This is a genomic window from Echinicola sp. 20G (assembly GCF_015533855.1).
GTDB lineage: Bacteria > Bacteroidota > Bacteroidia > Cytophagales > Cyclobacteriaceae > Echinicola.
In genome coordinates, this window is the sequence record NZ_AP024154.1 from 4,443,607 (window position 1) to 4,459,898 (window position 16,292).

At 38.0% G+C, this 16,292-nt stretch carries 13 protein-coding genes; 2 read left to right on the forward strand and 11 right to left on the reverse strand.

All coding sequences use genetic code 11. The features are described 5' to 3' along the window. Positions 1 to 33: 33 nt before the first annotated feature. Positions 34 to 1,224, forward strand: a complete 1,191-nt coding sequence (locus JL001_RS18025) for a Pycsar system effector family protein (protein WP_200978734.1) — start codon at positions 34 to 36, stop codon at positions 1,222 to 1,224. On the opposite strand, the gene JL001_RS18030 is transcribed toward JL001_RS18025, so the two are convergent. The 6 genes from JL001_RS18030 to JL001_RS18055 all read right to left on the reverse strand — a co-directional run bounded on the left by JL001_RS18030 (position 1,225) and on the right by JL001_RS18055 (position 9,006). After that, positions 1,225 to 1,998: a DUF1080 domain-containing protein gene (locus tag JL001_RS18030; protein ID WP_236252880.1), complete on the reverse strand. Its 774-nt coding sequence runs from the start codon at positions 1,996 to 1,998 to the stop codon at positions 1,225 to 1,227. 121 nt (positions 1,999 to 2,119) lie between these two features. Further along, the gene (locus tag JL001_RS18035) at positions 2,120 to 2,536 is read right to left on the reverse strand and encodes a Fur family transcriptional regulator (protein WP_200978736.1); all 417 of its coding nucleotides are present in this window, start codon (positions 2,534 to 2,536) and stop codon (positions 2,120 to 2,122) included. A gap of 1 nt (position 2,537) precedes the next feature. Beyond that, positions 2,538 to 3,713 (reverse strand): efflux RND transporter periplasmic adaptor subunit, encoded by a 1,176-nt coding sequence (locus JL001_RS18040; protein WP_236252881.1) that lies wholly within the window; start codon positions 3,711 to 3,713, stop codon positions 2,538 to 2,540. Then, positions 3,706 to 8,061, reverse strand: coding sequence for a CusA/CzcA family heavy metal efflux RND transporter (locus JL001_RS18045; protein ID WP_200978738.1), 4,356 nt, complete (start codon positions 8,059 to 8,061; stop codon positions 3,706 to 3,708). The genes JL001_RS18040 and JL001_RS18045 overlap by 8 nt, the downstream gene beginning before the upstream one ends. 162 nt (positions 8,062 to 8,223) lie before the next feature. Then, the gene (locus tag JL001_RS18050) at positions 8,224 to 8,529 is read right to left on the reverse strand and encodes a DUF6660 family protein (protein ID WP_200978740.1); all 306 of its coding nucleotides are present in this window, start codon (positions 8,527 to 8,529) and stop codon (positions 8,224 to 8,226) included. Between the two features lie 111 nt (positions 8,530 to 8,640). Further along, entirely contained in the window at positions 8,641 to 9,006 is a 366-nt protein-coding gene (locus tag JL001_RS18055) for a response regulator (RefSeq protein ID WP_200978742.1), read from the reverse strand. A 435-nt stretch (positions 9,007 to 9,441) separates the two neighbouring features. Here JL001_RS18055 and JL001_RS18060 point away from each other — a divergent pair, with 435 nt between their 5' ends. Next, positions 9,442 to 10,227, forward strand: coding sequence for a glycerophosphodiester phosphodiesterase family protein (locus JL001_RS18060; RefSeq protein ID WP_200978744.1), 786 nt, complete (start codon positions 9,442 to 9,444; stop codon positions 10,225 to 10,227). An 11-nt stretch (positions 10,228 to 10,238) separates the two neighbouring features. Here JL001_RS18060 and JL001_RS18065 read toward each other — a convergent pair whose 3' ends face one another. From JL001_RS18065 to JL001_RS18085, 5 genes are all read right to left on the reverse strand, one after another. Next, entirely contained in the window at positions 10,239 to 10,850 is a 612-nt protein-coding gene (locus JL001_RS18065; protein ID WP_200978746.1) for an NTP transferase domain-containing protein, read from the reverse strand. 6 nt (positions 10,851 to 10,856) lie between these two features. Beyond that, positions 10,857 to 11,996, reverse strand: coding sequence for an XdhC family protein (locus tag JL001_RS18070; RefSeq protein ID WP_200978748.1), 1,140 nt, complete (start codon positions 11,994 to 11,996; stop codon positions 10,857 to 10,859). Between the two features lies 1 nt (position 11,997). Then, the gene (locus tag JL001_RS18075; protein WP_200978750.1) at positions 11,998 to 13,152 is read right to left on the reverse strand and encodes a cysteine desulfurase family protein; all 1,155 of its coding nucleotides are present in this window, start codon (positions 13,150 to 13,152) and stop codon (positions 11,998 to 12,000) included. A 156-nt stretch (positions 13,153 to 13,308) separates the two neighbouring features. Beyond that, on the reverse strand, positions 13,309 to 14,448 hold the full coding sequence (locus JL001_RS18080; protein WP_200978752.1) for a BamA/TamA family outer membrane protein: 1,140 nt from the start codon (positions 14,446 to 14,448) through the stop codon (positions 13,309 to 13,311). 128 nt (positions 14,449 to 14,576) lie between these two features. Continuing rightward, on the reverse strand, positions 14,577 to 16,289 hold the full coding sequence (locus tag JL001_RS18085; RefSeq protein WP_200978754.1) for an acyl-CoA dehydrogenase family protein: 1,713 nt from the start codon (positions 16,287 to 16,289) through the stop codon (positions 14,577 to 14,579). Between the last annotated feature and the right edge of the window lie 3 nt (positions 16,290 to 16,292).

Here is a 16,292-nt window from a genome sequence, read left to right on the forward strand (position 1 = left end):
TTAAATTTAGTTTTTTCAAGGGACATAAAAAGTATGGAACCAACCAAAATTCAAATTATAGAGAAAGTTTCTGGATATGTGAAAGGCCACTTTCAAAGTAATGATACCGAACTTTTCATTTATCATAATTTAGAACATACGGAAGATGTAGTAAAAGCTGCAGCTAAAATCGCTGAGAGCTATTCCCTAACTGAGGAAGATCATGATGCTTTATTGGTGTCAGCTTGGTTTCATGATTCCGGTTGCTGGGGAAGAACTGAACTTAAAGACCATGAAAATAGAAGTGCCAAACTTGCAGAGGACTTTTTGACTCAAGAAGGTGCTAGCATCAACTTTATCTCAAAAGTCAAGTCAGCGATTAAGTCTACCAAAATGCCCCAAAATCCAAATGGCCTAATTGAAGAAATTCTTTGTGATGCTGATCTTTTTCACCTTGGGAGCGAAGATTATTATGACCGTTCATTAAAACTCTGGGAAGAGTTTATCCAAATGAAAGTGTTTGATATTGATATTTTATCATGGCTTAAATCGAATTTGATTTTCCTAGGAAAACATAAATACCATACAGAATATTGCAAACAAAACTTAATGGCTGGCAAGCAAAAAAACATGGCTGATTTGGTTCAAAAAATAGAGGAAATGGAAGCTGATAAACCTAAGAAAAAGAAGAATAAAAAAAATAAAGGTCCTGAACGAGGGATAGAAACACTATTCCGAACTACATCCAGAAATCACCTTGAACTCAGTTCAATAGCAGACAACAAGGCAAATATCATGATTTCTGTTAATTCCATTATTCTAACCATCATTGTTTCGGTGCTTTTAAGAAAGCTAGAAGAATTCCCCAATTATATCATTCCGACAGTCATGTTGCTCAGCACAAGTTTGATTACCATGGTCTTTGCCATACTGGCCACCAGGCCAAACATTAGCTCAGGAAAAGTCACTAGAGAAGCCATTGATAAAAAAGAGTCGAACTTGCTCTACTTTGGAAATTTTCATGAAATGAAATTGGAAGAATATCAATATGGCATGAAGAAAATGATGGAAGATGCTGATTTTCTATACGGAAGCATGACTAAAGATATCTATTACCTTGGGCAAGTTTTAGGAAAGAAATACAAACTTCTGAGAAAAAGTTATACGGTATTTATGTTTGGGTTTATCGTTTCCATACTGGCTTTTGTGGTGGCTTCAGTCTTTTTCCCAGTGGATACCTTTTGATCAAAAATCAATTTGAGAACCCTCAATGTCCAGTTTTTCTATCCAAATATTTCTGTAAAGCACATCATGCCCTTCTGCTTGTAGCTTAATTCCTCCTGCTTGGTCAGTGATTCCTTTACCTCCATCACTTCCACCGTCAATACCTGAATTTGGCCCACCCCAAACCTGTTGGATATGGACGTTGTCATGAATCTTTTGACCATTGAAATAAATGCTTACCAAGGCCTTTTCCTTAAGTTTTCCGTCTTTGTCAAAGCGCGCCGCCCTAAAAGTAATATCATAAGCATTCCATTTTCCTAATCCATTATAAGCTGAATATGGAGCTGCTTTCTCATTGATTACAGCGGCCATTCCATGAGCAGTAGAGTCACCATCCAAAACCTGAATCTCATATCGATTCTGTAAATATACACCGCTATTTCCTCCAGGATGCTGGATCAGAAACTCTATATGTAACCTGAAGTCCTTATATTTTTCTTTGGTGACAATATCCGCAGCTCCATATAAGCCGTTAGCTGCGGCAGGGTCATTTGTATTGACTGCTGATCCAGCATCAACAGGGTCATCTACTATCTTCCATTTTATGGGAGGCTCTGCTGCCAATCTTGGCCCCTTCCAATATTCCCAATTTTTGTCCAGCATTTTTTGGCTTCCATCAAAAAGCCAATGAGCACTCCTGGGCTTTTTGGCTCCCACTCCTATTTGTGCCATTGAGACTAAAGGAATAAAAATCAACAAACAGGAAAATACACTCTTAAAAATGCTACGGTCCATAAGGTTATTATTTTTAGGCTTGATTAGGTAAAGGACAAATTGTAAAACCAATTTAGATAAAATAATACAGAAACTTCCAACCGATTATCCAAATATTCAGGAGCTGTATCGATTTAATCAATCAACTACATTGATCACAAATTCCTTTGACCACTAGATTCGCCTTTTCTTGCACAAACTTCTTTGGCAATCCAATGCTTGGGATCTTAAAATGAGGCAAACAAAAAGTACCGTTGCATATCCGACAGTAAAAATAAACATGCAGGTCTTTTTCAATAGCGCAGTTGCAGCTTTCCTCACAAAGTGCATATTTCGTCACACCCGTACCATCATCGATACTGTGAATGATTTTCTTTTCTTGAAAAGTCTTCAAGGTCCTATACAATGTCACACGGTCTGAATGCTCAAAAGAGTTCTCTAAATCAGTAAGGCTTATGGCCACTTTTTGGGCCAATAAAGTCTCCAACACCAACAGCCTCATGGCTGTTGGGCGGATACTGTGACTGCTCAAATGTTTCTCTAAACTTTTGATTTTCATTTTAGTGATGGTGTCCTCCTTCACCCTTTTTCATTTCTGCCATAATGTAATAAGCATTATCAATCACAAATTCCTTTTTGGCATCTTCAGGATTAACGAAGTTGATAGAAGACCAGTTTCCATCTTTCACACCTACTTTTACAGGAACTGGTTCGAAGGACCATTCATCTGCTAGCTTTTGTGCTGAGAAGATAAAATATTCATTACCTTCCTTCACCAATGCTCCCTCCCTAACCGCTAATAAGGACTGTTCTCCAACCACAACTTGACCTCGCACATACATTCCAGGGATCAATAAACCCTTCTTATTTTCTATCTCAGCATGAATATGAACTGCTTTAGGCTCTTGTTCGAATGATTTACCTACTGCATAAACTTCAGCTTGTAATTCTTCATTTTGGACTGTTTGGACGCTAAAACGTACTTTCTGCCCTTTTTCTACCAAATGCACATCTTTCTCAAAAACCATCAAATCAGCATGAATATGCTCAATATTCACTACTTCAAACATTTCAAACTGTGGCGCAACATATTGGCCCGTTTTGATATTGACTTTTTTGATATATCCTGAAATTGAGCTTTTAACCGGTACTTGTTCTATTACCTCTCCATTTTCCAAGGCACTTGCCTCTATACCCAATAACTTTAACTGATTTCTCAGACCATTTACTTGTCCTTTAAGGGCGGCCAAATCAGATTGTGTTTTTTGCAAGTCCCTACCAGAACCTACCTCTTTTTCATACAAGGTTTCCTGCCTACTGTTTTCTTTTTCTAAGTACTTCAATCTGTTCCAGTCTTGCTGGTAAGCAGTTTGAAGTTTGATCAAATCAGGGTGACTCAATCTGGCCAAAACCTGACCTTTATTGACATAATCACCCTCAATCACGTTGATAACAGCCACATTAGCACCAATATAGGCCGTAATGGATGCTTCATTTTGTGGAGGAACTTCCAATTCTCCATTTGCTTCTACATAAGTGGCCACATCTTGCTCACGAACTTTATCTATGGTAAGCTTCAAGCTATTCACTTGATCGTCGCTGAGGTGAACCATCTCTCCATGCTCTTCTTCTATAATTTCTGTTGATTTCAGCCCTGCTTCCTGAGGACTGTTACACCCTGATCCAAAAGCCATAACGATTAGTGAAAATATGCTGATATAAGTATTTCTATTCATTGTTTGATTCATTTAGGGGATTTTGAAAATATTCAAGTGCAATCTTACTTTCCAAATATTTGTCCAGCGTTTCTAATGCATCCATCTCAATGGTCAATGCATCACTTAGGTTTTGTAGGAAGGCCACATAGTCTATTGCACCTTCTCTATAAGCCAATAAAGCCCCTTTTTCCTGCTCTAACACTAATGGCAAGGCCTCTTTTTTGTAAAACTGATATGATGATCGCCACTTATTGTAATTTTGTAAAGCCGTACGATAAGCAGTTTGGAATTCCATTTGGGTTTGCTTTAGGGATTGATTTGCCTGCTCCAAGCTAATTTTAGCGGATTGCACCTTGGCCTGTGTTTGATTAAAAGCCAATGGAACACTAATACCTAATTGATAAGAATAATATCCAGAATTGCCTGAAACTTCTTGGATGCCATATTGTGCACTTAGCTTTGGTAGATACCCAGATTTAGCCGCTTTCAAGGCAAACTCAGCCAACTCCCTTTTTTCATTAGCCATGCTTATTTGGGGGTGTTCCGACATAGGAATTGACGGATTCATTATTTCTAAATAAACCGACTCATCCTCTGCAGAAGTAGTAAACAAAGTGTCACTTACTAACCATAAATTAAACTTTTGAAGTGCTACTTGATAATCGTAATACCCTTGGCTTTTCTTTATTTCAATTTGCCCAGATCGGTTTTGAGCTGCCAACCACTCAAGTTTACTGGTTGCTTCAATATCATACCTGATCTTTGCCGCATTTTCAAAATTTCCGTACAAAGAATCCATCCTTAAGAGAAGTTGGTATTTTAATTTGCTCATATAAACTTCTTTGAAGGCCAAGCTTACTTGTCTTGATAATTCCACTTCTGAGAGATTCAAAGCTGCTTCTGCCAAAGCAACTTGCTGTTTCTGGTATTTACTTTTTGCAGGAACTCCAAAAACATCTAACTGCTGTACCTGAAAACCCACACGAGTATAGACTCCAACACCATCTGTAATTTCCTCTCCTCCAGTGAAAATTTGTGTATTGCCTAAATCCCAAGCGGTTTTTTTCAAAGCCTCCTGTTTATCAATTTCCAATTGTACACTTTTAATCATTGGATAATTATCCTTTGCCTTTTGAATAGCCTCCTGGAGTGTTAGTTCTGGAAGACTCTCCTCTTCTTGGGCATTCGAAGTGAAAGAGAGCAAACTGAACATTAATGTAAAACCTAACATGATTGCAGGCTTGGAAACAGCTATTTTAAAGCTTTTGGCTTCCATCCACTGATAAAGTATAGGCAAAACAAACAAGGTGAGCATAGTAGATGTAATTAATCCCCCAATAACAACAGTCGCCAATGGTCGCTGCACTTCTGCCCCTGAGGAGGAAGAAATGGCCATAGGGAGGAAACCTAGAATATCTGTAAGTGCTGTCAACAAAATGGGCCTGATCCTTCTCCTTGTTCCCTTATTGATTCGCTCCATCAAACTTAAATTAACATCTTCTTTCAACTCATTGAGACCATTGATCAAAACCAGTCCATTCAAAACTGCTACTCCGAAAAGCACGATAAACCCCACACCCGCAGAAATACTAAATGGCATTCCACGGATCCAAAGAGAAAAAACTCCTCCGATAGCAGCCAACGGAATGGCCATGTAAATCATGAAGGTTTGCCGTAAAGACCCTAATGCGAAAAAGATCAAAATGAATATTGAAGCCAATGCCAAAGGAACGACCAATTTCAGCCTAGAAGTCGCTCTCTCTAGGTTTTCAAAGGCCCCTCCATATCTGATATAATAACCAGCAGGCAAATCCAACCTTGCATCCAATTTCTGTTTGATTTCTTGCACCAATGATTTTACATCTCTTCCCCGGACATTTATCCCAACATAAGTCCTTCGGTTTGTATTGTCTCTACTGATTTGCATAGGGCCTGGTTGATAACTTATCTCGGCCACTTCCTTCAGCGGAATTTGAGTCCTTGTGACCGTATTGACATATAAATTTTGGACATCATTGATCTGTGTTCTATACAGGGAATCCAGTCTAACAACCAAGTCGAACTTCTTTTCACCTTCAAAAATCACCCCCGCTTTTTTACCTGCAAATGCTGTTTGAACAACAGTATTTAAATCTTCTACATCTAAATCGTATTGAGAAAGCTTCTCGCGGTCGTAATTGATTGTCATCTGTGGTAAACCTGTGGTAGCTTCGACTTTCATGTCTGCAACACCTTCCACGCTTGACACAATTTGGCCGATTTCGTTGGCTTTTTGGGCAAGTACCTCTAAATCCTCTCCAAATAGTTTAATGGCAATGTCCTCTCTCACCCCCGTTAACAGCTCATTGAAGCGCATTTCTATGGGTTGGGTAAATTCATAAGAAACACCAGGGATGACACTGATTTTATCCTTGATCTTTTCAATTAACTCTTCCTTAGAAGAAGCCGATACCCATTCTGACTTGGGTTTAAGAATTATAAAACAATCACCAATATCCATAGGCATCGGGTCCGTAGGAACATCTGCCACCCCAAATCTGCTCAGAACCTGATCCACCTCCGGAAAATTGTCCAATATAATGTTTTCAATCTTAGTAGATGTCGCAATAGACTCAGAAAGGGAACTTCCCGGATTTAATATGATGTGAAATGCTACATCTCCTTCATCCAGTTGAGGAATAAACTCTCCTCCCATCCTACTAAAGGTAAATACCGTCAATCCAAAAAGCGTAATGGAAATGCCCAAAACCCATTTCCCATGCCGAAGAGCACTTTGCAAAAGTGGCGCGTATTTATCCTCCAACCAGATCACCACTTTGTCACCCCATGAAGCTTTGTTTCCCTTATCTACCCGAATAAAAAGTGAGGAAACCATAGGAACATAAGTAAGACAAAGGATCATGGCTCCCAGCATAGCAAAAATGAATGTCAGGGCCATTGGCCTGAACATTTTCCCTTCCACTCCTTCTAAAGCCAATATGGGTAGGAACACGATTAGAATGATCAATTGGCCAAAAAAAGCAGCATTCATCATACTTTTGGAAGCTTGGCTAGCAACTTTTTGTCTTGACTTTTTATCCAACTTCTCACCTTTCATGACTTTTTGATGCAACAAGAAAACAGTGCTCTCAACAATGATAACGGCCCCATCCACAATAATCCCAAAATCTATGGCTCCAAGGCTCATCAAATTCGCCCAAACATCAAAGACGTTCATTAAAATAAAGGCAAAAAGCAGACTCAATGGAATAGTGGAAGCGACGATTAACCCTCCTCGCCAGTTACCCAATAAAATGACAAGCACAAAAATGACGATCAGTCCACCTTCCAATAAATTTGAAGTAACCGTTGAAGTAGTTTCTTCCACCAATTTACTTCTGTCTAAGAAGGGCTTGATAGAAATTCCATCAGGTAAAGATTGCTGTATTTGTTCCATTCTTGATTGTACAGCTTGGATCACTTGGTCAGAATTGGCACCTTTTAGCATCAAAATCATTCCTCCTACGGCTTCTCCTTGGCCATTCTTGGTCAGTGCTCCATACCTTACTGCTTGCCCATAGCGTACCTCTGCCACATCCTTTATTTTGATGGGAAGACCTTCGCGATTGATAACAGAGATATTTTTTATTTCATCCAAACTGGACACCAATCCTTCCCCTCTTATAAAATTGGCTTGGTGGTTTCTTTCAATATAAGCCCCTCCAGTATTCTGGTTATTCTTTTCGAGTGCTTCAAAAATATCACCCATGGTGATTCCAATCGCTCTAAGCTCATCTGGAGAAACAGCTACTTCATACTGTTTGATTTTTCCACCAAAAGCATTTACTTCTACCACCCCTGGCACCATGGCCATTTGCCGCTTAATGATCCAGTCTTGGATCGTTCTCAGTTCAGTGTCTGAATATTTATCTTGGTAGAGGCTATCCACCTCCAGTGTGTATTGGTAAATCTCTCCAAGACCAGTAGAAATAGGCCCCATCATAGGATCTCCAAACCCTTCTGGAATTTCATCTTTTACAGCATTCAGTTTTTCCGCCACTAGCTGCCTTGGAAGATAGGTTCCTTGGTCATCCTCAAAAACGATGGTTACGACTGAAAGTCCAAATCTAGAAACAGACCGTACTTCCTTTACTCCTGGTAGGTTTGCCATGGCCAACTCCACCGGATAGGTCACAAATTGTTCTATATCTTCTGTTCCTAGATTAGGAGCTTGTGTGATTACTTGAACCTGATTGTTTGTAATATCTGGAACTGCATCAATGGGAACCTGCTTAATGCTCCAGATTCCCGCCACTATCAAAGCCAATGTTAACAGCCCAATAATTACCTTATGGTTGATAGAAAAAGATATCAGCTGATTTATCATAAAGTGTTTGCTTACAAATCGACACACATCTTGCTTTACCATTTTAGAACAAAAATGGCCGTGTGCAAAAAGGTATCTGATCTAGTTAAATAATTGAATTGATACTACCTTGAAATAAAGCAGCATTTAAAATTGGACGCATTTGTCCTCCGAAATAAAAAATTAGCTTCGAGGTGGTTTTAAAAAATCAAAAAGTTGGATACCTATAAAATCATGATAATAAGCATTGTTTACTGCAATGAAATCTGAAACAAAATTTACGGAGGGTTCCTGAGTGATCATAAAATGAATATGGCAACAATGGCAAACGCAAAGTGGAGAACAATCATCCCCCATATCTCCATGATGATGACCTGCATCATGATTGGCTATCATCGCTACTTCTGAAAATGTACCAGATACATCATCTCCATCAGCACATGGCAATACCATCAGTACCAACAAATAATAACGCAATATGATCTGCATGACCTTCATTAAGTACAAATATACCTAATAAAACCATGCAATGGGATTGCAAAAAATTAAGCAGCAAAATTTACTTTAATTCCCCATAAAAAGACTAATGGAATTCCCCAATCACTTTTTAATTAAGAGTCTATCAATAGCTGCAAGAAAATCTCTTGTTTTGAATGGTTTATTGATTGCCTCACTATTTGAAATTTTAGAAAGGTCAATAGAATCATCGACTTGAGTATAAAAATCATTGATGAACAATACAGGAATACTGTACTCTGTCCGAAGTGTTTTGACCAAGTCTATGCCAGAACTCTTAAAATCCCAATTTACAGAGACAATAAGTAAATCAGGCATAAACTCAGCTATCTCTGCTTTAACCAAATCTGTCCGGTTTATTTCCCGAATATCAAATTTGTGTAAATCCAAAATTTCATGAATGTTGTTTGAAAAATTGGTGTCTTTTTCAACAATAATAACTTTCAACATATTAATTAGGGTAATAAGCGATTACTAAATCTTTAATCAAAACTGGCAAGAATGAAACTGAGGGTGATTAGCTTGCAGTAGGTTTCTTACTTAATAAGTCATTCAAGTGAAGAACCTTCCTTTTCTACCAGTTTTTAATAAAGTTTTATAAAGCTAATTGGGTTTGAATAACAAAAATATCAATATGAATTGCATTTCAAAACAAATATTCTTCAATGTAATGTTAAAGTGTTCTTTATAAAATCAGTTTATTAAGTTTTGACAAGGGATTAAATGGCTAACATAAATTTTAACAATAAAACACCCCTCTTTTCTCTTTAATTAATTAACTTCATTTGGTTATGTTATTTTTTAATGAAATCAATTCAATTTTATGTTTGCAGGCTTTTAATGAATTAACTTACCACTTCAATTAAAACATACGAAAGAATTATTATGAAAACCTTAACTTTGTGCTTGGTACTTATTTCCTGTTTTATGGTGATATCTTGCAGTTCACCTTCTTTCCATACCAACAAAGTAATCGCCCATCGCGGCGCTTGGAAAGTAGATCAATTACCTCAAAATTCCATCGCTTCTCTCAATAAAGCAATTCAAATTGGATGTGAAGGCTCAGAGTTTGATGTTTGGATGACCTCAGATGAAGTTTTGGTAGTAAATCATGATGCTGACTTTCAAGGGTTACCAATTGAAACCAGCACTTATGCGCAATTGTTGGAACTCAGCCATGAAAATGGAGAGAAAATTTCCACTGTGGAGGAATATCTCCAAAAAGGAATGGAACAAAACACCACTAAATTAATTTTTGAAATCAAACCATCAAAAGTAAGTGTTGAAAGAAGCAAACTCATTGCCGAAAAATCGGTAAAAACAGTAAAAGAACTTAAGGCCGAAAAATGGGTGGACTACATTACTTTTAGCTATGAGGGAGGATTGAAAGCCATAGAAACAGACCCTAATGCCAATGTGGCCTACCTGAGTGGAGACAAGACTCCAGAAGAATTATCAAAAGCTGGCTTCTTTGGCTTTGATTATAATATTAAAGTATTGAAAAATAATCCTGAATGGATCCAACAAGCTCAGAATTTAGGATTGACGGTCAATTCTTGGACAGTAAATAAAGAAGAAGATATGAAGTGGTTATTGGAGCAAAAAGCTGATTTTATCACCACGGATGAACCTGAACTTCTTTTAAAGTTAATTGAAGACAATCAAGAATAATCAGTGGATTATCAAGGAGACTTTTTATGGGTCTCCTTGATCTTTCGATAGTCCTCCAAAGTATCTATATCTGTTTTCCCTTCTTCAAAAGAAACAAAGGTGGTTTTATTGATATGGTTAAAGATCACTTTTTTACCTCCTGTATCTCCTTTAAGTTCTAGTAACTCTGGAAAAAGCTTTTGATCATAAATGGCAGGAACACCCAATCTCCCGTTGTATTGACTTGCCACTATCAAGCTGTCGCTACTTTGCCACTTTGATAAAAGATCAAAAAGGTGTTTGGAGGAAAGAAATGGTTGATCGCAAACCATTATCAGGACACCATCCAAATTGTTACACAAACGTAAGGCTGACTGAAGGCCACATTTAATGGAAGAGCCCATTCCTTGTTTATAATCTTGATTAAAAGCTGTCGAGACATTTAAACCTTCTAGTTCCTTATCAACTTGATCAGCATAATGTCCCAAAACAATTACAACATCCATTGGACTAACTGAAACAGCTATAGTAGCAGCTTTCTGGATCAAGCTTTGACCATCTAGCTGAAGTAGTTGTTTAGCTTGTCCTAACCGCTTTGATAAACCTGCTGCCAGAATAATGATGGAAAATTTCTTGTTCTCCACTTTAGCTTAGTTATTTTTTAGAAGTTCCTCCAATGAGATATTATTTCTTTCAGGGTGAATACTATCTTTGAATTTATAGAGAAAACCACCTGTTCTATTTGAAAAAACAGCTTTTATCTCTGAAATAATGGAGACGGCAATTTCTTCTGCTGTTTCTGCCCCAACATCTAAACCTACAGGACTGTACATAGGGAAAGTCAATAATGAGTCTTTTTCAGATTTCATTTCTTTCTTAATACTCTCCCATTTTTTTCTTGGTCCTAACATTCCCACATACTTGGGTTTTAACTGGAGCAGCCTTTTGACCAAAGCTTTATCATAATTATAATTATGGGTCATTAAAAGAACAGCTGTTCTTTCATCCAACTGCACTTGATCAAAAACTTTTTCAGGTTGACCGATGATCACCTGACAATTAGGGAAGCGCTGATGGTTCGCATAACTTGGTCTTCCATCCAATAAGATCATCTCCCAACCCAAAATTTCGGCCATCTCTACCAAAGGAATAATATCATTGCCTGCACCAGCTATTACCAGTCTAATTGGAGCCGGTAAATATTGCATAAAAGCCGTCAGCTCCATGCCCTGATATTCTATATTCTTAAAGCTTGATCTTTGATTGGAAAGTACATTGTTTATGCCTATGGATAGATCAATATCAAATCTTTCTCTACTTTCAATTTGTCCTTGAACAGCATAAATATTTGTACCTTGATGAACAGACCTAGGCTGATTTAAGTCAAAAATTGTAACCAATACTGCAGCCTCTCTTAAAAGGGTTGCCTGTTCTAAAATGCCAATGGGATTCATTGGATCGTTTTGATCTATGGGTTCTATTAATACCCTAATGATTCCTTCACATCCCAGTCCAACACCAATCACAGCATCATACTCATCTGATGTATCGTAAGTTTGTGTCAAAGGCTTTCCTTGCATCATCACCATCAAAGCTTTTCTCAAGGCATCACCCTCCAAACATCCACCACTGATCGCCCCTGTCAGCTTTCCATCATCCGTGACCAACATTCTGGCTCCGGACCCACGATAGGAAGAACCTTCCACGTGAACGACAGTGGCCAATGCAGCCGATTTACCATCCTTTTTAGCACTATGATAAGCCAATATAATGGATTTAATCTCTTTCATACTACACGATATTCAATTTCAGATCCAATACCGTATCCCGAATTACCTTTAAAGCTGTCTTTACTTCTTCTTTGGTTGTAAATCTTCCTAAACTGAATCTAATGGCGTTTAAGGCATCCTCATCGGACATACCAATCGCCTTCAGCACATGAGAAGGTCGATGAATGATCGAGGAGCAAGCACTTCCCCTACTTACTGCCAGGTATTTGCTAAGGGTAAGTATTAGCCTTTCTCCCTCAACTCCGCTAAAACTAATATTACTTACATGGGGAAGTCTTTTTGCATTAAAAGCTTGAATAGTTACCCCTGACAACTCTCCAAGTTTTAATTCAAAATGATCACGTAGAGACCTTAACTGTTCCAATTCTAACTCCATATATTGATGGCATAAGGCCGCAGCTTTTCCGAATCCCACTATGCCGGGAACATTCATCGTCCCACTTCTTAAGCTTCCTTCCTGTTTTCCACCATGAAGGAATATACCGAGTTTAGACTTCAAATCGGAATTAGCGATGTATAATCCCCCAATACCTTTTGGGCCGTACATCTTATGGGCAGAAAAAGCCATATATGCTATTGATGAGGAGGATAAATCCATGGGGATTTTACCTACTGCCTGTGTGGCATCACAAATAAGGTCAATATTATGTTTGACAGTAATTTCCCCTATTTTATCTATAGGAAGAATCGTACCAATTTCATTATTGGCGTACATGCAAACGAAGCCAAGTGTATTGTCTTGGATGCTACTTTCCAAATCATCCAATGATATCTGGCCATTTTGGTCCACCTTTAAAAAGGTAAGCTCAGCACCCTGCTCTTGCAAAAAGGCCATTGTATCCAAAACAGCACTGTGCTCTATTTTGGTTGTTATGAAATGACCTTTACGTCCATTATTAAAAAACAATCCTTTTAATATCCAGTTGATCGATTCTGTCGCTCCACTTGTAAAGACCAAATCCTTTGGTTTACAATTGATCAATGTGGCTAACTGTTGTCTGGCTACCTCTACAGCCTCTTTGCTTTCCCACCCCAACAAATGATCATTACTCGATGGATTACCAAAATGATGGGAAAAGTAAGGCATCATCATCTTCACCACCTCAGGATCACAAGGGGTAGTTGCACAATAATCCAAATAAATTGGTCTCTTCATTAAAATGAATAGTTCTTTGATTAAAATCAATTATTCACTGTGAATAAATATATTTATCACATATAGCTTCTCATAATTCAATCTAACTATCTTATTCTAAAAAATTAAACCAGATATAATTATTTCTATGAACGGCATATCTAAGCCCAATATGGCTTAAAAAGCTTCTCCAATATAAATATAAAAACCATGACCTTCTTGGGTAAAAGCAGCATCCAATCTTGTGTAAATATCTTTATTGGGAAATAACAGGAACCGGATACCAGCACCAGCAGACCACACCATTTTATCCAAAGACAAATTACTAAAATCGGAAAATACAGTTCCAGTACCGGCAAAGACTGCTGCTCCAAAACGATTGGAAAAGCCTAAAGGTAAGGGTAAAAACCTAAGCTCTACCTGTGAGGAAATGTAATTTTTATCCCTAAATCTTCCATAATAATAGCCCCTCATCATGCTCTCACCACCAAGTGCACTCATCATATTGAAAGGGACATCTCCTGTATTGAACTGTCCAAAAAGTTGAGCTGCAAAAACATTGTCCTTGCCTATTGGACGGTAAATTCTATTATCTGAAACTATCGTTCCAAACTCATAAGTAGCCTCCCAAAAAGGTGCGTATTTTAGATAAGCTAACTCAGAGAACAAACCATTTCTAACATTGAGCACATTATGACGGTTATCATAAACAAAGCCCAGACCTAATCCTATATTCGTTGATCCCTCACTTCCGATGGGCATTTCAATGGTCTCTCCTTCTTCCTTGGGATGAAATTCCACCGATCCAAAGCGGTTCAAATCCAGTTCCATCCCAACATAAAAGTCTTTCTTTAGTTTCCTGAGCACCCTCTCTTTAATGAGCACTTGCCGTGAATCCACCAAAGCCAAGTATTCTTCAGGTGTATCCGGTCCCAATCCATAGTAATACATCGGAAACCTTTGGAACCTCAAACGCCCCAAGAAAAACCAGTCCTCTTTATCGGAATAAACGGCATGATCAAACCAAAACCCATATTGCCCTTCCAATGTAACAAAAGTAAACCCATTGATTTCACTCAAGCGGTTGGCTGTATCTTTTTTGGCGTAATAGACATATAAGGAGCTCAGCCCAATTTCCCAACTTGTCTCCGGCGCATAGGCCAAGGTAGGGTAAACAAAAAACTGGGGTTCGGAAATATCACTGGAATCATTGATAATGCTATTCCAATATCGTTTTATAAAGCTTTGTTTTTGTGCCTCAGCTAAACTGAAACTCAGTAGCCACACCATAAAAGACAAAAATATATTTTTCCTCATGAACAATCTGCTAAAGAATCTAGATTAGCTTTATAACGCAAATACTTTAAGATGGTTGGAAAATTATCAAATTAGAAGAAAAAATAATGTTTAAATTACATTTTAAATATGTGTGAATTATAAAATAATCAAAATCCCCATCCTATCATCCTAGTGATTTCATCAGTAGATGGAGGAATAGCTACTTCTGAAGGCCTTCCATAAATTTTTTCATTGAGATATTTTAGGGCCGGACCAATCCAATAAGTGCTCTCACTGTCTTCTGCCCTCAATAAGAAGCCTTTTTGCACAAAAAAAGTAAGTTCTTCAAAAATATATTCTGCATTAATTTCCATATGGTCTTTGTCTATATTTCTCGCATCTGTCAAGTTTGACAATAAAGTTGTTAACCTGGCTTTATCCTTCTCATACTCATTTCCCAAAATCAAATTTTCATGAGTCTTATCCATCAAAGGAAGTAAACCATTATCCTTATTGTAAGTTCTTAGCATATCCAAGACCATCATATTGCTGGTACCTTCCCAAATGGGTAAAACAAGTGTGTCCCTCATAAATTTGGGGAGAATGGTATCTTCAATATACCCCATCCCTCCCATCAGTTCCATACATTCCCTTATTCCGTATACAGACGTTTCAGCTGTTTGTCTTTTCACCATAGGAGTGATCATCCTCAATACTTGTCCACTTGAAGCATCTCCACTATCTGCCTTATCCAGCAGCGAAATGGCTTTCCAAGTCAGATAAAAGTCTGCCGTATACCTACAACTTAAATCATATAATTTTTTCCTAACCAGTGCATGATCCAAAACTCTCCTACCAAAAGAATGACGATGCGATAGAAATTGATAAGCCTCGATCAAACACCTTCTAAAAGCTGAAACTGCAATCACCGAATTCCATAATCGGGAAAGGTTGATCATTTCAACCATGATTTTGAAGCCCTCGCCTTCTTTACCGATCAATTTCCCAAAAGTATCTGTCAATATGATTTCAGCACTGGCCATGGATTTAGTCCCCAACTTATCTTTTAACCGGATGATATCCATAGGGTTAATTTGCCCGTCAGGCTTATGCTTTTCAACTAAAAATAAAGAAAGACCTTCGGTTCCTTTGACATCAGGATTGGTCCTGGCTAAAACCAGCTTGATTTCTGCATTTGCATTACTACAGAACCACTTTTCACCATTCAATAAGTAATAGCTATTGGCTATCTTTTGTGCGGAAACCATATTTGTACCGACATCGGACCCACCTGATTTTTCAGTTAAAAACATTGCCCCGGTAAACAATTGTTCTACATCATTGGTATAAATATGTTTCATTAACCGTTCCCTATCTTCTGCATCCGCAAAACTATTGATCACCCTTGCTACCCCATCAGTCATACAAAGAGGACAGCTTACGCCGCTTTCACCCATCCCATACAGAAATGCCAAACTAAAGCACAATCGATTGGAATACCCCTTGTATTCTTCCCTGAGGTCGGGATCCCATTTGACAGAGAACATGCCTGACTCTACCGCTATTTGCAACAATTTTTTATAATCTGGATGAAAAATAATTTCATTTATGGTCCTACCATAAGCATCTCTTTTTTTTAAAAAAGGCGGGTTTTTGTCAGCAGAAAGTGAAAGATGGTCTAATAATGATGCTGCTTTATAACCTAAGCGGCTTAGTTTTGGTTGCATAAACGCCCATGCCTCTTTGGATATCTCTTTTTGAAGAAAATGAACAAAAATTTGATCACTGACAAAAAAGTTTTTGCTAGGCATGTATGCATTGTCTAGCACAGTGTCGGAAGTGAATAATTTACCATAAGAAAAATTTAGAATTCCTTCCATAAA